Genomic DNA, 18,112 nt, shown 5'->3' with positions numbered 1-18,112 from the left:
CTTCGTCGACACCGAAGCCTCCAACTGGACCTTCGACCCCGTCCGCAAGCAGTACTACTGGCACCGCTTCTTCTCCCACCAGCCCGACCTCAACTTCGAGAACCCGGCCGTGCAGGAAGAGATCATCTCGGCTCTGCGGTTCTGGCTCGACCTGGGCATCGACGGCTTCCGCCTCGACGCCGTCCCCTATCTGTACGCGGAGGAGGGCACCAACTGCGAGAACCTCCCGCGCACCCATCACCTGCTGAAACGTGTCCGCGCCGAGATCGACGCGCACTACCCGGACACGGTCCTGCTGGCCGAGGCGAATCAGTGGCCGGAGGACGTCGTCGACTATTTCGGGGACTTCCAGAACGGCGGCGACGAATGCCACATGGCATTCCACTTCCCCGTCATGCCCCGCATCTTCATGGCCGTACGCCGAGAATCCCGCTACCCCGTCTCCGAAATCCTCGCGAAAACCCCCGCCATCCCCTCCGGCTGCCAATGGGGCATCTTCCTGCGCAACCACGACGAGCTCACCCTCGAAATGGTCACCGACGAAGAACGCGACTACATGTACGCGGAATACGCCAAAGACCCGCGCATGCGCGCCAACATCGGCATCCGCCGGCGGCTCGCCCCGCTCCTGGACAACGACCGCAACCAGATCGAGCTCTTCACCGCCCTGCTGCTCTCCCTGCCCGGATCGCCGATCCTCTACTACGGCGACGAGATCGGCATGGGCGACAACATCTGGCTCGGCGACCGCGACGCCGTCCGCACCCCCATGCAGTGGACCCCCGACCGCAACGCCGGCTTCTCCTCCTGCGACCCAGGACGCCTCTACCTCCCCACGATCATGGACCCCGTCTACGGCTACCAGGTCACCAACGTCGAAGCCTCCATGAGCAGCCCCTCCTCCCTGCTCCACTGGACCCGCCGCATGATCGAGATCCGCAAGCAGAACCCGGCGTTCGGACTCGGCTCCTACACCGAGCTCCCCTCGACCAACCCGGCGGTCCTCGCCTTCCTGCGGGAGGCCCCGTCGACCGGCGACGACGGGGACGACCTCGTGCTGTGCGTGCACAACTTCTCGCGCTTCGCGCAGCCCACCGAACTCGATCTGCAGGCGTTCAGCGGACGCCATCCCGTGGAGCTGATCGGCGGGGTGCGCTTTCCGGCCATCGGTGAGCTGCCGTACCTGCTGACCCTGGCGGGGCACGGGTTCTACTGGTTCCGGTTGCGCAAGGAACCGGCGTAGGCTCCGGCAGCGCGACCCCCTCGCGGGGCGGTTTCCGCCGCCCCGCCCTGGGCACTCCTACGCAACAACCGGCACTCTCCCTCCGCACCACCGGCACTCCCGCACCCTGCCTCGTCCGCGACGCGGAAAGGACGCGACGCCATGTCGGAAGCCGCCATCCGCCCCACCGCACACGCCACCGCGCTGCTCGCCTCGCTCGACCCGCTGCTGCGCGAGTGGCTGCCACGGCAGCGGTGGTTCGCCGGGAAGGGGCGCCCGATCAGCGCCCTGGAAGCGGTGACGGCGACCGAACTCCTGCCGCACGGCTCACCGTCGGGCCTGCTCCACCTCCTCCTGCGGGTCCGCCAGCCGATCATTCCCGCGCACGGCGCCGCGCTCGACGGCGTCGGCGCCGAACGGCCCACCGACTGCTACCAGTTGCTCCTCGGCGTGCGCCGCACCCTGCCGCCGCACCTGGCCCCCGCCCTGATCGGCCACGTCACCGACGGTCCCCTCGCCGGAGCGACGGTGTACGACGCGCTGCACGACCGGCACCTCACCGAGCTGCTCCTTGAGCGGCTGCGCATGCCCGGCCGGCACGGCGTACTCCGTTTCGAACGCGACATGAGCACGGAGATCCCCTCCGGGCTCGTCCCCCGGCTGCTCGCCACCGAGCAGTCCAACTCCTCGCTCATCTATGGAGATACGTTCATCCTCAAGCTCTTCCGCCGCGTGGTGCCCGGCGTCAACCCCGACCTGGAGATACCGCTGCACCTCGCCCGCCAGGGCTGCGCACGGGTGCCCGCGCCCGCCGCCTGGTTCCTCGCCGACCTGTCGGCCGGCGCCGACGACGCCGAGCGCTGCGGCCTCGGGGTGCTCCAGCCGTACCTCGCCGGGGCCGAGGACGGCTGGGAGCTCGCCCTGCGGATGCGCGACAAGGGCGAGAGCTTCACCGGTGAGGCGCGGGCCCTCGGCCGCGCCACGGCGGAGGTGCACGCGGCGCTCGCGGCCGCGCTGCCCACCGTCACCCTGGGCCGGGCGCAGGTGGAGGCGGCGGCGGACGCCATGGCGGAGCGGCTCACCGCGGCCGCCCAGGCCGTCCCCGTGCTGCGCCCCTACGCCCCGGGGCTGCTCACCGCCTTCGAGGCGCTGGCCGACCTGGGCGGCGAGGGCCAGCAGTGGACGGCCCAGCGCGTCCACGGCGACCTGCACCTCGGGCAGTGCCTGCGCTCCCCCGACGGCGAGTGGTCGCTCATAGACTTCGAGGGCGAGCCCGCGCGGCCGCTCGCCGAGCGCCGCCTGCCGCAGCCGCCGGTCCGCGACGTGGCGGGCATGCTGCGCTCCTTCGACTACGCGGCCTCCCACGGCACCTGGGACCCCGAGTGGGCCGACGAGTGCCGGGCCGCGTACTGCTCGGGATACGCGGAGGTCTCGGGCCGCGACCCGCGCATGGACCCCGTGCTGCTGCGCGCGCACGAGACCGACAAGGCCGTCTACGAAGTCCTCTACGAGGCCCGCCACCGCCCCGACTGGCTGCCGGTCCCGATGGCCGCGGTCCGCCGCCTCACCCAGGACGGCCCCGCCGACGACGCCCACTGACCACTCCTCCGGAGGAGGCCTCTCCCGTGACCCCGCGCCCCCGCAAACCGTCCGACGAGAAGCACGCGAAGACCACCAAGAGCACCAAAGGCGCCAGGAAGACGGCGGCGAAAGCACCGGCGAAGGGCAGCGGAGCGACGGCCGGACCACCCAAGGCACAGCCGAAGTCCGGGACCGACGGAGGGACCAAAGCGGTAACCGCGCCCGGTGCCGTGCCGCCGCCCGTCACCGAATCGCCCGTCCCGGCGAGCGACCGGGACCGGCTCCTGAGCGGCACCCACCACGACCCGCACGGCGTTCTGGGCGCCCACCCCGTGCCCGGCGGTATCGCGTTCCGGGCGCTGCGCCCGTACGCGAAGGCGGTCGCCGTGGTCGCCGACGACCTCCGTGCCGAGCTGCGCGACGACGGCGACGGCTTCTTCTCCGCGGTCCTCCCGCTGCGGGCCGTGCCGGACGGCTACCGGCTCCATGTCACCTACGAAGACGCGGAGTTGGAGATACATGACGCGTACTCCTTCCTCCCCTCGCTCGGCGAGTTCGACCTGCACCTGATCGGCGAGGGGCGCCACGAACAGCTGTGGACCGCTCTCGGCGCGCGGCCGATGATCCACCAGGGCGCGACCGGCACCCGGTTCACGGTGTGGGCGCCCAACGCCCGGGGCGTGCGGGTCGTCGGCGGCTTCAACTTCTGGGACGGCACCGGCTTCCCGATGCGTTCGCTCGGCGGCACCGGCGTCTGGGAGCTGTTCGCGCCCTCCGTCGGCGAGGGCGAGCTGTACAAGTTCGAGATCACCCGGCCCGACGGCTCCAAGACCCTGCGCGCCGACCCGCTCGCGCGCCGCACGGAGGCGCCGCCCGCCAACTCGTCGGTCGTACACGAGTCGCACCACGAGTGGCACGACCAGGAGTGGCTGGCGCGCCGCACGGCCGTACCGGCCCACGAGGCGCCCTTCTCCGTGTACGAGGTGCATCTCGCCTCCTGGCGGCCGGGCCTCACGTACCGCCAGCTCGCGGAGCAGCTGCCCGCGTACGTCGCGGACCTCGGCTTCACCCACGTCGAGCTGATGCCCGTGGCCGAGCACCCCTTCGGCGGCTCCTGGGGCTACCAGGTCACCGGCTTCTACGCGCCGACCGCCCGCCTCGGCACGCCCGACGACTTCAAGTTCCTGGTCGACGCGCTGCACCGGGCCGGGATCGGCGTCCTGATGGACTGGGTGCCCGCGCACTTCCCGCGGGACGACTGGGCGCTCGCCGAGTTCGACGGCCGGCCGCTGTACGAGCACGAGGACCCGGCCCGGTCCGCGCACCCCGACTGGGGCACCCTGGAGTTCGACTACGGCCGCAAGGAGGTCCGCAACTTCCTGGTGGCGAACGCCAGTTACTGGTGCGAGGAGTTCCACATCGACGGCCTGCGCGTCGACGCGGTGGCCTCGATGCTCTACCTCGACTACTCCCGCGAGGAGGGCGAGTGGACGCCGAACGCGCACGGCGGCCGCGAGAACCTCGACGCCGTCGCCTTCCTCCAGGAGATGAACGCCACCGTCTACCGCCGCTGCCCCGGCGTCGTCACCATCGCCGAGGAGTCCACGGCCTGGGACGGCGTGACGCGGGCGACGCACCACCAGGGCCCGGGCGGCTTCGGCGGCCTCGGCTTCGGCCTGAAGTGGAACATGGGCTGGATGCACGACTCCCTCGACTACGTCTCCAAGGAGCCGGTGCACCGCAAGTACCACCACAACGAAATGACGTTCTCGATGGTGTACGCCTACAGCGAGAACTACGTCCTGCCCATCTCCCACGACGAAGTCGTCCACGGCAAACGGTCGTTGGTGTCCAAGATGCCGGGCGACTGGTGGCAGCAGCGCGCCAACCAGCGCGCCTACCTGGGCTTCATGTGGGCCCACCCGGGCAAGCAACTCCTCTTCATGGGACAGGAGTTCGCGCAGGGCGCCGAGTGGTCGGAGGCGCACGGCCCGGACTGGTGGCTGCTCGACCCGGCGTACGGCGCCGAACCCGACCACCGGGGCGTGCGCGACCTCGTCCGCGAGCTGAACACCGTCTACCGCCGCGAGGGCGCCCTGTGGCAGCGCGACACGGACCCCGGGGGCTTCGCCTGGGTGGAGGGCGACGCCGCCGAGGACAACGTCTTCGCCTTCCTGCGGTACCCGGCGGAGGACGGGGACGGCACCCCGCTCCTCGCCGTCTCCCACTTCTCCCCCGTCGTGCGGCACGCCTACCGGCTCGGCGTGCCGGACGGGTTCGGCGCCTGGCAGGAGGTCCTGAACACGGACGAGGCCCGCTTCGGCGGCGGGGGCGTCACCAGCCCCGACCCCCTCAAGCCGGACCCCGTGCCGTCCCACGGCCGCCCCGCGTCGCTGCGCCTGACGCTGCCACCGCTGGCCACGGTGTGGCTGCGCCCGGTGTGACCTGCCGGGCCCCCTTCAGTCCTCGATCCACTTGAGCGCCACGGGCAGCTCCTCGGTGAAGAACACGCCGAGGCGCTGCGTGGCCCGGGTCAGGGCCACATAGAGGTCGCTCGTGCCGTACCGCGCGGGCTCGACGACCAGGACCGTGTCGAACTCCAGGCCCTTGGCCTGCCGCGGGTCGATCAGGACGACCGGCCGCGTCAGGTCCGGGGCCCGCCCGGCCGTCACCCCGGGCAGCCGTGCGGCGAGCTCCGCGTGGAGGTCGCGCGGGGCGATCACCGCGAGACGGCCCTCGTCCCGCGCCTCCGTGGCCACCGCGTCGGCCACGGCGGCGGCGAGGTCGTCGGTCCGGCGCGCCCAGGGACGTACACCCGTGGACCGCACGGAGCTCGGCGGCCGGAAGTCGGGCTGTTCGGCGCGCGGCACCTCGGCCGCCACCTCCATGATCTCCACGGGGGTGCGGTAGTTGACGCCGAGCCGGGTGTACTCCCAGCGGTCCTCGACGTACGGCGCGAGGATGGACTCCCATGAACCGCAGCCGCCCGCTTCCGCGGTCTGCGCCGGGTCGCCGACGAGCGTCATGGAGCGGGTCGGGCAGCGCCGCATGAGCAGCCGCCAGGCCATCGCGGAGAGCTCCTGCGCCTCGTCGACGATGATGTGCCCGAACGCCCAGGTGCGGTCGGCGGCCGCGCGCTCGGCGGCGCTGCGGTAGTCGGCCTCCTCCTGGCGCTCGGCCATCCGCTCCGCGTCGATGATGTTGTGCGCGAGCAGGACCTCGGCGTCGTCCTCGTCCTTGTCCTCGAACTCGTACGTCCGCGAGGCGCGCGAGACGTCGAGCACGCCCTGCGCGTACGCGATCTGCTTGGCCCGCTCGGCCTCGGCCGCGGCCCGCTCGGCGCTGTCGTCGTGTCCGAGCAGTTCGGCGGCCTCGTCGAGCAGCGGGACGTCGGCGGGCGTCCAGGGCGCGTCGTACGGACGGCGGATCGCCCGCGCGTCCGCCTCGCTCAGCCCCGTCGGCTCCTCCAGGAAGTCGGCGAGGAACCGCTGCGGGGTGAGCGTGGGCCACAGCTCCTCGATGGCCGCGTGCACCTCGGCGCTGGCCGCGATGCCCTTGCCGAGCTGGGCGATGTCGTCGGGGCCGAGGAAGTTCGGCCCGCCGTACGGGTCGTGGCCGATGCGCTCGGCGAGCTGCGCGGTCAGCGCGTCGATGATCCGGAACGCGAAGTGCGGCCGGCCGAGGTTGTGCGGCACGTCCGCGGCGCGGGCCGCCTCGCGCGCCTGGTCGGCGATCGTCCAGTCCAGGATCAGGTCGCCGTCGTCGTGCTCGATGATCAAGGGTTCGCCCGGTTCGGGGGTCCGCTGCCGGTCCCGTACGGCCGCGGCGAGCACGTCCGCCATCTCCGCGCGGCCCTTCACCTCGGCCGCCTCGGGGCTGTCCGTGCCGGTCGCCGTCACGCCGGGGAACAGCTCGCCGACCGTGGAGAGGAGCACGCCGGTCTCGCCGAGCGCGGGCAGCACCTCGCCGATGTAGCCGAGGAACGCCGGGTTCGGGCCGACGATCAGCACGGCACGCTTGGCGAGCAGCTCCCGGTGGGCGTAGAGCAGGAACGCGGCTCGGTGCAGCGCCACGACCGTCTTGCCGGTGCCGGGGCCGCCCTCGACGACGAGGACGCCGCGGTGCGGGGCGCGGATGATGCGGTCCTGCTCGGCCTGGATGGTCTGCACGATGTCGTGCATCCGGCCGGTGCGGGCGGAGTCGAGCGCGGCGAGGAGCACCTCGTCGGCGTCGGCGCTCTCGTGGCCGGTGCGGGTGGTGTCGCTGAGATCCAGGATCTCGTCGTGCAGGTCCGTGACCTCGCGGCCCTTTGTGGTGATGTGCCGGCGCCTGCGCAGGCCCATCGGGGTGTGGCCCGTCGCGAGATAGAAGGGGCGCGCGACATCGGCACGCCAATCGATCACGAGCGGGGTGCGTTCGGCGTCGGACGCGCGGATTCCGATGCGTCCGATGTGATGGTCGCGGCCGTCCCGGAATTCGAGCCGCCCGAAGCAGAGCCCGTTCTCCCCCGCGTCGAAGGCGGCGAGCAGCCCGGACTGCTCCGCCACCAGCACGTCGCGCTCCAGACGTGCCTGGAGACCGGTGCCCACCTGCGACAACGAAGCCTGCACGGCGGTCTCGGCCTCCTCGCGCAGCGCGTCCAGGCGTGCGTACAGCCCGGAGACGAATTGCTGCTCTTCACGCAATTCCTCGGTTGACAATTCAGCCCCTCGCCAGTTACAGTGCTCGTATAAAGCTTCTCGTGAAGTCGTCATGCGCAAATGGCAAGAGCTTCGCGAAAGAATCCAATATACGCAGAGAAATGCCCCGGACGTCAATTCGTCCGGGGCATTTCTCTTGTCGCTCTCCCGTGCCGCCGGCCCTCAGAGCACGTCGGCCAGCTCCGCGAGCAGCTTCCGCTTGGCCCGCGCGCCCACCATCTGCAGCACGGGTTCACCACCACGGAACACGATCATGGTCGGCGCCGAGAGCACCTTGTACGCGATCGCGGTCGCGGGGCTCCGGTCCACGTCCAGCTGAAGGATCTTGATCCGGTCCGCCTCCTCCCGCGCTATCTCGCTCAGCACCGGCGCCAGCTGCCGGCAGGGCCCGCACCAGTCCGCCGTGAACTCCACGAGCACCGGCCGGTCCGCCTCGCGCAGCACCTCCCCCTCGAAATCCGCGTCCGTCACCTCGGCCACGCCTGCTGCCTTCACTGCCACCACTCTCCTCATCCGGTCAGTTCGCACCGCGGCTCGGGGCCGCCTTCGAGCGCCGCCTCGGCGCGCGTGAGCTGCGCCCCGACCTGGTCGCGCACCGCCGTCAACTCGCCGATAAGGGCGTTGAGTTCGGTGAGCTTCCGGCGGTACACGGCGAGCGACGCGGGGCAGGAGTCGCCCTCCGGATGGCCGGAGCGCAGACACTCCACGAAGGGCCTGGTCTCCTCCAGGTCGAACCCGAAGTCCTGGAGGGTCCTGATCTGCTCCAGGAGCCGCACGTCGTCCTCGTCGTACGTGCGGTAGCCGTTGCCGGACCGCCGCGCGGGCAGCAGCCCGCGGGACTCGTAGTAGCGCAGCGTCCGCGTGGTCGTCCCCGCGCGCGCCGCGAGCTCGCCGATTCGCATGGACAGACGGTAATCCTTGACGTGGGCGTCAAGGCCAGGCGGTTTCCGCCAGGGCTGGTCAGGCGGGGTCGCGGATGCCCTCGACGATCGAGGTCCAGTTGTCGGCGCCGTGCCCGAGCGCGATCGACCTGTCGGCCGCGGTGAGGACGCCGCGCAGAGCGGCCGCGTCCAGGCCGCGGTGCTCGGCGGCGCGCACGATGTGCCGTACGTTCGCCGCCTCGACGGTGAGGTTGTCCAGGTCACCGGGGAACTTCCCCGAGTCCAGGTCCGCCGCCGTACCGTCGACCATGTCCGCCAGCAGGTCGGCGAGGACCTTCACATACGGGGCGAGGGCCGCCGCCCGCACGCCCTCCGTGGCCGCGAGGGCGAAGCCGTGCACCAGGCCGTGCATCGCCATCCAGAAGAAGTCGAGGACGGCCAGGTCGTGGACCGCCGCGAGCCCGTGGTCCTCCCCGACGTACGCGGTCCGCCCGCCCAGGGCCTTGAGCGTCGGCTCGTACTTCTCGTACGCGGACCGCGTGCCGCTGTGGAAGATCAGCGCCTCCGGTGTGCCGATCATCGGCGCGGGAACCATGACGGCGCCGTCGAGGTAGTCGACGCCGAGCGCCTCCGCCCAGGCGGCGGCCTCGCGGGCGCGCTCCGGGGTGTCGGAGGTGAGGTTCACGAGGAGGCGGCCGGGCAGGTCGTCGGCGGCCTGGTCGAGAACGGCCCGCGCGGCGTCGTAGTCGACGACACAGACGACGACCACCTCGGCGGCGCGGGCCGCCTGCCCGGGGGTGGCGGCACGGACGGCGCCCCGGGCGACGAGGCCGTCGCCCTTGCCGTCGGAGCGGTTCCAGATGGTGGTGGGGTGGCCGGCGTCGAGGAACGCGCCGGCGAGGGCCTGGCCCATGGAGCCGAGTCCGAGGACGGCGACGGCGGGGCGGGGCTGGTTCGAGAGGGAGTGGTCCGTGAGGGAGTGGTCCTTGAGGGGGTGCTTCGTCATGGTCACCATCGTTGGCGGGACGCCAACTCACCACAAGTACCGACTAATTGGTCAGGTACTCACCGGAAAGTAAGTGTGGCCGGGCAACCGCCGTACACCTTCAGGAAGTTGACGCACTCCAGCCATTGACGCGCGCCGTGACCACAACTACAAAACCAGCAGCACAGTTCTGAGAGCGCTCTCACCGTTCGCCGTCACACTCCCCGCCCCCACCACGGAGGTGCCCGATGAGCACGGTCCCCACATCCCCCACATCCCCCACGGCCCCCGCAGCCCCCGCAGCCCGCAGAGCCCGCGCGTCTCGCCCGATGCGCAGGACCTCCCTCCTGGCCGGACTCGCCGCCGTCGGCCTGCTCGGGGCGCTGCTGACGCCCGGGACGGCCAGCGGTGATGTGCCGCCGCCCGCCCCCGGCTGGTCACTGAAGTGGAGCGACGACTTCAACGGCCCCGCGGGCAGCGCGCCTTCCGCGAAGAAGTGGCAGGTCGACCTCGGGCACAACTACCCGGGCGGGCCGCCCAATTGGGGCACGGGAGAGATCCAGGAGTACACGAACTCCCGGGACAACCTCGCCCTCGACGGCGCGGGCAACCTGCGGATCACCCCGCGCAGGGACGCGGCGGGCAAGTGGACCTCCGCGCGGATCGAGACGCGGCGCAGCGACTTCAAGGCTCCGGCGGGCGGCACGCTGGCCATCGAGGGACGCATCCGGATGCCGGACGTCACGGGGGACGCGGCGCTCGGGTACTGGCCGGCGTTCTGGGCGCTCGGCTCGCCCTACCGGGGCAACTACCAGAACTGGCCGTCCATCGGCGAGTTCGACGTCATGGAGAACGTGAACGGCATCAACTCGGTGTGGGGCGTGCTGCATTGCGGCGTCAATCCGGGCGGCGACTGCAACGAGACCCAGGGTCTGGGCGCCAGCCGCCCCTGCCCCGGCGCCGCCTGCCAGTCGGCCTTCCACACGTACCGTTTCGAGTGGGACCGCTCGGTGACGCCCAACCAGCTGCGCTGGTACGTCGACGGGGAGCGGTTCCACACCCTGAGCCAGGACCGCTTCTCGACGAAGACGTGGAACGACATGACGTCCCACCAGGGATACTTCCTCCTGCTGAACGTGGCGATGGGCGGCGGCTTCCCGGACGGCGTGGCGGGCCACAGGACGCCGACGGCGGCGACGCGGCCCGGCCATGCGATGGCGGTCGACTACGTCGCGGTGTGGACGCGCCCGTAGTCCGGGGCCGACGCGGTCGCGGCCAGCGCCTCCCGGAGCCAGTTGTCGGCGGCTCCGGGCGTCGGCTCCGGCGGACCCGAGGGCGGGCTCAGGATCTCGGCGGTGAGCTGCCAGTAGAGGTCGATGCGGGGTTCGGCGGCGAGCATGCGGTGCAGCTCGCGGCGGAAGTCCGCGGTGTCGCGCCGGCCCAGCGAGGCGGCGTGGACGGCGACGAAGCAGTCGAGCGCCTCGCCCCGGTGCGGGGCCCGGCCCGCCCGCAGCTGTGCCGAAGCCAGTTCGTACGCCTCGGGGAGGCCTTCGTAGAGGACGGCGGGGCGGTATCCCTTGCCGGGCAGGTGTACCTCGGGCTGGCCGTAGTCGGTACCGGCGCGGGGTCCTGAGACGAAGCAGGGGGTGGTGACGAAGTCCTGCAGCCGGGCGAAGGCGAGGACCTGTTCCGGGGTGGGGCTGTCGGGCGGCGTCGGCACCGCTTGGTCGACGACGGCGGTGACGACCCGGGCCGGGAGCCGTGCGGGCAGCCAGTACCGCCAGAACCGGGCGAGTGCGTCGGTGCCGGGCGGCGTGGCGAGGGCCCCGACCAGCCGCAGCCGCTCGGCGCGTTCCCGCGCGGTGCAGTCGGTCAGGAGCCGCAGGGCCGCCTCCCGCCAGCGCAGGGCGGCCAGCCGTGAGCCGACCTCCCGCAGCTGCCCCGCGACGATGTCCGCCAGCTCGTCCTCCCGGTCGAGGACCCGGCTCACCTCGGGGACCGGCAGGTCGAGGGTGCGCAGGGAGCGGATGAGGCGGAGCCTGTCGAGCGCGTCGGGGCCGTAGCGGCGGTGGCCGCCACCGCTGCGGGCGGCTTCGGGCAGCAGGCCCCGGTCGGAGTAGAAGCGGACGGTCTTGACGGAGACACCCGCCTGTTCGGCGAGCTGTCCGATGCTCAGCAGCCCGTCCGGGGACGCGCCACGTCCGTCCACGGTTCCTCCGGGGGCGGTGCTGCGAACGGTCTCGCCGGGGCCGGTGCGGCGAACGGTCTCGCCGGGGCCGGTGCGGCGAGGTGACTGACCGTCGGACGACGACACGACTTGAACCTCCCTCAGGGGGAGTTCCTACCGTACCGGCGAGCGCGGAGGGCCGACCGGCCGGGCCGCGGGGACCGCAGCGTACGAGGAGGACTCATGACGGCGTTCGTGCTGGTGTCGGGCGGGTACACGGGCGGCTGGCTGTGGCGGGACGTGGCCGCGGGGCTGAGGGCGGCCGGGGCCGAGGCGCACGCGGCGACGCTCACCGGTCTCGGTGACCGCCGCCACCTGGCGGGACCGGACATCGACCTCGAAACCCACATCGAGGACGTGGCGCAGCTGATCGACCACGTCGACGCGCCCGAGGTCGTGCTCGTCGGCTACTGCTACGGCATCTATCCGGCCGCGGGCGCCGCCGACCGGCGCCTGGACCGCATCTCCCGGCTCGTGTACCTGGACTCGCCGATGCCCCAGGACGGCTACTCCATGATCGACCAGGTGCGGGAGCAGATGCCCGACGGGCCGGCCCGCGACCGCACCCTGCGCCAGCAGGAGCAGGCCGAGGACGGCTGGCGGATCCCGGCGCCCACCCGCGCCGAGTGGCGGGCCCACGGGAACCTCGCGGGCGTCCCCGACGCCGCGCTCGACCGGCTCGCGCGGCTGGCCTCGCCCGCGCCGGCCGGCCCGTACGCCCAGCGGCTGCGCATCTCGGATGCGGTCGCCGCCCTGCCGACGACCGGCGTCTTCTGCACCACGGGCGGCACGATGGACATCGCCGCGCTGGAATCCCTGGTCGCGTCGGGCCTGCCGCTCGTCCAGCACCTGGCCGACCCGCGCGCCACGTTCTTCGAACTGGCCACCGGGCACTGGCCGATGCTCTCCACCCCCGGCGAACTGACCGACGTGCTCCTGCGCGCCGCGGCGGGCGAGGGCCACCGGCTGACGGCATCGGCGGACGCCTACATGGAAGCGTCCGTTCCGCACCGGCGCCGGTAGTACCCGTACGTCAGCGCGAGGATCAGCGGCCCCCACAGCGCCATCAGGCCGCTGGTCACGGCGGCCAGGAGCCGCCACCACCCGCTGGTGTACGGGACGTCGGAGAACCCGGCGAGGTGGAAGGTGCAGAGCGTCCAGTCGACCAGCAGCGCGGTGAAGAGCAGCCCCAGGAGGGTGGCGGGCACGATCACCGCGTACGGCGGTATGCGTCTGCCGCGCAGCCGGGGCACCCAGCGCGGCACCACCTCGCCCCACGGCCGCACGAGACCTCCGCAGAGCAGCGCGATCGCCTCGGACAGCAGGCTGAGCGTGACCACATAGGACACGTTGGCCCATCGGGACCACGACATCGGGTCGACGTCCGCGCCCATCAGGTGGTCGAACCCGATGGGCAGCCGCCACAGGCACACCGGCAGGGCGAGGAGGGGGAGCAGCCGCGCGACGCGTTCCGCCCAGAGCGGTACGGGCCGCGCCAAAGGTGTGGGAGCCGTGGTGGTCGTCTCGCTGATCGTCATGCGTCCACTCTGGTCGGCGGTGGACGCACGGGAATCACGCGCACGGGGTGATCGGCTCCCCCTCGCGGCGGAGGGCACCTCCCCCTGAAGTCCCCCGTGCCCGGCCTCTACGCGGCGTCCCCGGCAGTCTTGTCGTAGGTCAGGAAGATCGTGCCGCTGTCGAGCAGCACGGCGTCGGTCCGCTCGTACAGCACCGGGTCGAACGCGGTCTTCCGCGCGAAGAGGGGCGTGCCCGAACCCAGCGTCAGCGGGGCGAGCTTGACGACGAGCCGGTCGATCTCGCCGCGCAGCGCCCCGGCGAGCTCACCGCCGCCGCACAGCCAGATGTCCTTGCCGTCCTCCCGCTTCAGCTCCCGTACCTTCTCGACCGGGTCGGTGGCGACCAGTTCGACACCGGGGTCGGGGCTCTCGGTGAGGCTGCGGCTGAAGACGAGGTGCCGCAGGTGCGGGAAGGCGTTGGTGAGGCCGGCGTCGACACCGTTCATGTACGTCTTGCGGCCTTCGAGGACCGTGTCGAAGTGGTCCCCATCGGCGGTGATGCCGAGGGCCTGCCTGGCCGGGGCCGGCAGGGTCTCGGGATACGCCTGGGCCAAGTGCTGGACGTAGTCCTGGCCGACCGGCCAGAAGCCGTCGGGGCCGGTGGGGTCGGAGCCGTCGGGGCCCGCGATGAAGCCGTCGATGCTGACGGCGATGAAGTAGACGAGCTTTCGCATGCGGGCTCCTTGGAAGCGGGGTCGGACACGTCGGTCGTTGTACTCCGACTGAAGTGGTCAGAACGTAGTACTTCACTTGGAGTGGTGTCAACGGTTTTCCAAAGATTGATTTTCGGACCCGCCAGAGCCGCCAGCCCTGACATGGCATGGCACGCACAAAGGCCGGGCCACTCCCGAGGAGTGGTCCGGCCTTCATGGCTTCATGGCGCCCTGCGGGGTCAGCGCTGCGGCTGCCGCTCCCGCGACGGCTTCTCCGCGCCGGACTCCGACGAGGCCGTCTCCGACGAAGCCGTCTCCGACGGGGCGGCCTCGCCCCGGCCCTTGCGCGGCAGCAGCGCCGCGACCAGCACGGTCCCCGCGCCGAGGATCACCGCGCCGATCAGGCTCGTGTGGGCCACCGCGTCCGAGAACGCGGAGCCGACGGCGTCCGCCATCTTGTCCGCGCCCTGGGCGAGCTGCTCGGCCTGGCCCTTCAGCTGGGCCGCCTGCTGCTGGGAGCCGGCGTGGGCCGCCTTCTCCCCCACCGCGCGGGCCTGGTCGCCGATGCCCTGGGCGACCGCGTAGCCCGCGCCGACCGAGTCCTGCGCGGTGTCCAGCGTGCCGTCGGGCAGCTTCGTGCCGGAGGCGGCGGCCGCGTCGCTCAGCTTCGAGGAGTACGAGCTGGCGAGCACCGAGCCGAGGATGGCGATGCCGAGCGAGCCGCCGAGCTCCAGCGACGTGTCGTTGACCGCGCCGCCGACGCCCAGCTCGGACTCGGGGAACGCGCCCATGATCGCGTCGGTGCAGGGCGACAGGGCGAGGCCGATGGCGAGGCCCAGGATGATCAGCGGGGCGACGAAGTCCCCGTACGAGGAGGACGCGTCCACCCGCGTCAGGAGCGCGAGCGCCGCCGTGCCCGCGACCATGCCCGCCGACACGGTGATCTTCATGCCGATGCGCGGGGTCAGATAGCCCGTCAGCGCCGAGCCGACGAAGACCGCGCCCGCGAGCGGCAGCATGCGCACGCCCGTCTCCAGCGGGTTGTAGCCGAGGACGAACTGGAGGTGCTGCGTGAGGTAGTAGAACGCGCCGAAGACCGCGAGGAAGAAGAGCGCCACCGCGAGGTTCGAGCCCGCGAAGCGGCGGTCGAGGAAGCGGCGGACGTTCAGGATCGGGTGCGGGTGGCGGAGCTCCCAGGCCACGAAGGCGAGCAGGCCGATGCCCGCGACGACCGCCGCCGAGACCGCCTTGACGTCCCAGCCGAAGTGCGGGCCCTGGATGATCATGTAGATCAGCGCGCCGGTCCAGATGACGGAGAGCAGCCCGCCGACGTAGTCGATCCGGTTGGAGTGCCCGGCCTTGGACGGTGGGATGAGCACGAAGGCGCCGACGATGGCGAGGGCGGCCACCGGCACGTTGATCAGGAAGGTCGAGGCCCAGCCGTGGTCCTCCAGGAGCGCGCCTGCGACCAGCGGCCCCGCCGCGATCGCGAGGCCCGCCGTGGCGGTCCACAGCACGATGGCCTTGGCCCGCTCCGCGCGCGGGAACGTCGCGGCGAGCAGCGACAGCGTGGCCGGCATGATCATCGCCGCACCGAAGCCCATCACCGCGCGGGCCGCGATGACCCCGCCCGAGCTGTCGACGAGCGAGCCCGCGACCGATCCGGCGCCGAAGACGACGAGGCCGAGGACGAGCGCGCCGCGCCGGCTGTACTTGTCGCCGATCGCGCCGAGCAGCAGCATCAGGGCGGCGTACGGAACGGTGTAGCCGTCGATGACCCACTGCAGGTCGGAGCTGGAGAGCCCGAGGTCCTTGGTCATGTCGGGGGCGGCGACGGTCAGTGCCGTGTTCGCCATCACGATGATCAGCAGGCTCAGGCAGAGCACCAGCAGCGCCCACCAGCGGCGTGCGTACGGCCCTTTCATCTCGTCGACCGGTTGCTTCATGAGCAGAGCCACCGAAGTCTCACCCTTCCTTGTCCTCATAAGTCCGTGCTCGTCGCGCTTGTCCGGTGGCCTCGCACAGCACTACCGGTCTGCACAGCACTACGGGTTGCACAGCACTGTGCAATTACACACGACTGTGCAACTTACGCCACTGCACACTGGTGTGCAAAACGGGCGCGTGCACAATGGAGCCCATGAGCCGAGCCGACGCCAACCGCCGCCGCATCCTGGAGGTGGCGCTCGCCGAGCTGCTGCGCGATCCGGACGCGTCCATGGACCAGATCGCCCGCGCGGCAGGCGTCGTCCGCAGGACCGTGTACGGCCACTTCCCCAGCCGCGAGGCGCTGATCGGCGCGCTCATCGACGGCGCCGTCGAGGCAGTCGCCGCGGCTCACGCCTCGGGGCGCGCCCGCTCGGACGACCCCGCGGAGTCGCTCGCTCACTCGATGGTGGCCGTCTGGGAGATCGCCGACGGCTACCGCCTGCTCGTCGCCCTCGCCCAGCGCAGCGTCGCGATGGAGGGCATCAGACAGCGCCTCGCCCCGGTCCGCGAGGAGTGCGTGAACGTCCTCCGACTCGGCCTCGGCCAGGGCGCGTTCACCTCCCCCCTGCCGCCCGCCGCCCTCGCGTACGTCCACGAGCAGCAGCTCTTCGGCCTGATGGAAGCCGTCAACGACGGCCTCCTCGCCCCCGAGGCCGCGGGCCGCGCCGCCGCGTCGACGGCCCTCATGTCGGCGGGCGTCCCGGTGTCACGGGTCCGGGAGATCATCGCGGCACTGCCCGAGGGCCGGTGCCGGTCGGCCACGTGAGCGGACACACGAAAGCGCCGCCCGCGGCGTACGAGGAGGAAGCTCTCGTACGTCGCGGGCGGCGCCCGGTGGCCCCGTCCCGGCGGCCCCTTCGTGCGGCGCGCGGCCGGTGACTACACCTTCACCGGCTGCTTGCCGTCGTCGCGCGGCTCCGGCACCGCTTCCGCCTCGGTGTCGCGGGTATCCCCGACGGCGGACGGGCCGTGGCCGTCGTCCACCAACGTACGCTCGTCGAAGGGGAGTTGTCCGGCGAGTACCGCCGTGACCCGCTCCTTGTCGACCTCCTTGGTCCAGGTGCCGATCAGCAGCGTGGCGACCGCGTTGCCCGCGAAGTTGGTGAGGGCACGGGCCTCGCTCATGAAGCGGTCGACGCCGATGATCAGGCCGACGCCGTCGACAAGGGCGGGCTTGTGCGACTGGAGGCCGCTCGCGAGGACCGCGATGCCCGAACCGGAGACGCCCGCCGCGCCCTTGGACGCGATCATCATGAAGAGCAGCAGCGAGATCTGCTCGCCGATGCCGAGCGGCTGGTCCATGGCGTCGGCGATGAAGAGGGAGGCCATGGTCAGGTAGATCATGGTGCCGTCGAGGTTGAAGGAGTAGCCGGTCGGGACGGTGATGCCGACGACCGGGCGGCTGACCCCCAGGTGCTCCATCTTCGCGATGAGCCGCGGCAGCGCGGACTCGGACGACGAGGTCGAGAGGATGAGCAGGAACTCGCGGCCCAGGTACTTGAGCAGCTTGAAGAGGTTGACCCCGGTCACGAGCCGCATCAGTGTGCCGAGCACGATCACGATGAACAGCGCGCAGGTGACGTAGAACCCGATCATGATGGTGGCGAGCGCCTTGAGCGCGTCGGCGCCGGTCTCGCCGATGACGGCCGCCATGGCGCCGAAGGCACCGATCGGCGCGGCCCACATGATCATGCCGAGCACCCGGAAGACGAGCCGCTGGATGTGCTCGATGCCGCGAAGCACCGGTTCGCCGGAGCGGCCCATGGCCTGGAGGGCGAAGCCCACGAGCAGCGCGACGAGGAGGGTCTGGAGCACCTCGCCCTGGGTGAAGGCGGAGACCAGCGTCTTCGGGATGATGCCGAGCGCGAAGTCGACGAGTCCCTTGTCGGCCTCGTCGGCCGCGTCGTGGCCCGCGCCCTTCTCGGACTCGGTGATGTCCATGCCCGAACCCGGGTGCAGGATGTTGCCGACCAGCAGACCGATCGCGAGCGCGACGACGGACATCGCCATGAAGTAGGCGAGCGCGAGACCGCCCACCTTGCCGACCTTGGCGGCCTTGCGCACCGAACCGACGCCGAGGACGATCGTGCAGAAGATGATCGGCGAGATCATCATCTTGATCAGGTTCACGAAGCCGGTGCCGACGGGCTTCAGTTCCTTGGCGAAGTCCGGCCAGATGAAGCCGACGGCGATGCCGAGCAGCACGGCACCGATGACGGCGATGTAGAGGTAGTGCGTGCGGTCCCGCTTGGCTGCGGGCTGCGCCTGTGGGTCGGCCGTGCTGGTCACGGGGCCCT

At 71.7% G+C, this 18,112-nt stretch carries 15 protein-coding genes; 6 read left to right on the top strand and 9 right to left on the bottom strand.

Features of this window, described 5'->3' with window-relative positions; all coding sequences use genetic code 11:
• From treS to glgB, 3 genes are all read left to right on the top strand, one after another.
• Window positions 1–1,243: maltose alpha-D-glucosyltransferase (gene treS / locus ACH4D5_RS12820; protein ID WP_398301384.1), on the top strand; the 1,243-nt coding region annotated here is incomplete at its 5' end.
• Window positions 1,244–1,384: 141 nt separating this feature from the next.
• A complete protein-coding gene (locus tag ACH4D5_RS12815; protein ID WP_398301382.1) occupies window positions 1,385–2,821 on the top strand; it encodes a maltokinase in 1,437 nt (478 codons plus the stop codon).
• A gap of 26 nt (window positions 2,822–2,847) precedes the next feature.
• A complete protein-coding gene (glgB, locus tag ACH4D5_RS12810) occupies window positions 2,848–5,247 on the top strand; it encodes a 1,4-alpha-glucan branching enzyme (RefSeq protein WP_398301380.1) in 2,400 nt (799 codons plus the stop codon).
• Window positions 5,248–5,262: 15 nt separating this feature from the next.
• Here the strand turns inward: glgB and ACH4D5_RS12805 are convergent, their stop codons facing one another.
• The 4 genes from ACH4D5_RS12805 to ACH4D5_RS12790 all read right to left on the bottom strand — a co-directional run bounded on the left by ACH4D5_RS12805 (window position 5,263) and on the right by ACH4D5_RS12790 (window position 9,390).
• Window positions 5,263–7,503 (bottom strand): HelD family protein, encoded by a 2,241-nt coding sequence (locus ACH4D5_RS12805; protein ID WP_398301376.1) that lies wholly within the window; start codon window positions 7,501–7,503, stop codon window positions 5,263–5,265.
• A 162-nt stretch (window positions 7,504–7,665) separates the two neighbouring features.
• Complete coding sequence (locus ACH4D5_RS12800; RefSeq protein ID WP_398301374.1) at window positions 7,666–8,016, bottom strand: thioredoxin family protein; 351 nt, start codon at window positions 8,014–8,016, stop codon at window positions 7,666–7,668.
• The gene (locus ACH4D5_RS12795) at window positions 8,013–8,405 is read right to left on the bottom strand and encodes a MerR family transcriptional regulator (protein ID WP_398301372.1); all 393 of its coding nucleotides are present in this window, start codon (window positions 8,403–8,405) and stop codon (window positions 8,013–8,015) included. The genes ACH4D5_RS12800 and ACH4D5_RS12795 overlap by 4 nt, the downstream gene beginning before the upstream one ends.
• 58 nt (window positions 8,406–8,463) lie before the next feature.
• Window positions 8,464–9,390: an NAD(P)-dependent oxidoreductase gene (locus ACH4D5_RS12790; protein ID WP_398301370.1), complete on the bottom strand. Its 927-nt coding sequence runs from the start codon at window positions 9,388–9,390 to the stop codon at window positions 8,464–8,466.
• Window positions 9,391–9,698: 308 nt separating this feature from the next.
• Here ACH4D5_RS12790 and ACH4D5_RS12785 point away from each other — a divergent pair, with 308 nt between their 5' ends.
• On the top strand, window positions 9,699–10,622 hold the full coding sequence (locus ACH4D5_RS12785) for a glycoside hydrolase family 16 protein (protein ID WP_398301368.1): 924 nt from the start codon (window positions 9,699–9,701) through the stop codon (window positions 10,620–10,622).
• Here ACH4D5_RS12785 and ACH4D5_RS12780 read toward each other — a convergent pair.
• A complete protein-coding gene (locus ACH4D5_RS12780; RefSeq protein WP_398301366.1) occupies window positions 10,595–11,578 on the bottom strand; it encodes a MerR family transcriptional regulator in 984 nt (327 codons plus the stop codon). The genes ACH4D5_RS12785 and ACH4D5_RS12780 overlap by 28 nt on opposite strands.
• A gap of 201 nt (window positions 11,579–11,779) precedes the next feature.
• Here ACH4D5_RS12780 and ACH4D5_RS12775 point away from each other — a divergent pair, with 201 nt between their 5' ends.
• The gene (locus ACH4D5_RS12775; RefSeq protein ID WP_398301364.1) at window positions 11,780–12,619 is read left to right on the top strand and encodes an alpha/beta fold hydrolase; all 840 of its coding nucleotides are present in this window, start codon (window positions 11,780–11,782) and stop codon (window positions 12,617–12,619) included.
• On the opposite strand, the gene ACH4D5_RS12770 is transcribed toward ACH4D5_RS12775, so the two are convergent.
• The 3 genes from ACH4D5_RS12770 to ACH4D5_RS12760 form a co-directional block, all read right to left on the bottom strand.
• Window positions 12,583–13,134, bottom strand: coding sequence for a hypothetical protein (locus ACH4D5_RS12770; protein WP_398301362.1), 552 nt, complete (start codon window positions 13,132–13,134; stop codon window positions 12,583–12,585). The two genes, ACH4D5_RS12775 and ACH4D5_RS12770, sit on opposite strands and share 37 nt — an antisense overlap.
• A gap of 107 nt (window positions 13,135–13,241) precedes the next feature.
• Window positions 13,242–13,847, bottom strand: a complete 606-nt coding sequence (locus ACH4D5_RS12765) for a dihydrofolate reductase family protein (protein WP_398301361.1) — start codon at window positions 13,845–13,847, stop codon at window positions 13,242–13,244.
• Window positions 13,848–14,065: 218 nt separating this feature from the next.
• Window positions 14,066–15,772 carry an MFS transporter gene (locus ACH4D5_RS12760; protein ID WP_398301359.1) on the bottom strand — a complete coding sequence of 569 codons (1,707 nt, stop codon included), beginning with the start codon at window positions 15,770–15,772 and terminating at the stop codon, window positions 14,066–14,068.
• A gap of 185 nt (window positions 15,773–15,957) precedes the next feature.
• On the opposite strand from ACH4D5_RS12760, the gene ACH4D5_RS12755 reads away from it, so the two are divergent.
• The gene (locus tag ACH4D5_RS12755) at window positions 15,958–16,581 is read left to right on the top strand and encodes a TetR/AcrR family transcriptional regulator (protein ID WP_398301357.1); all 624 of its coding nucleotides are present in this window, start codon (window positions 15,958–15,960) and stop codon (window positions 16,579–16,581) included.
• Window positions 16,582–16,694: 113 nt separating this feature from the next.
• On the opposite strand, the gene ACH4D5_RS12750 is transcribed toward ACH4D5_RS12755, so the two are convergent.
• Window positions 16,695–18,104 carry a cation:dicarboxylate symporter family transporter gene (locus ACH4D5_RS12750; protein ID WP_398301355.1) on the bottom strand — a complete coding sequence of 470 codons (1,410 nt, stop codon included), beginning with the start codon at window positions 18,102–18,104 and terminating at the stop codon, window positions 16,695–16,697.
• Between the last annotated feature and the right edge of the window lie 8 nt (window positions 18,105–18,112).

Source organism: Streptomyces sp. NPDC018029, from assembly GCF_044327655.1.
Taxonomy (GTDB): domain Bacteria; phylum Actinomycetota; class Actinomycetes; order Streptomycetales; family Streptomycetaceae; genus Streptomyces.
This window is presented reverse-complemented; position numbering and strand designations above follow the sequence as displayed.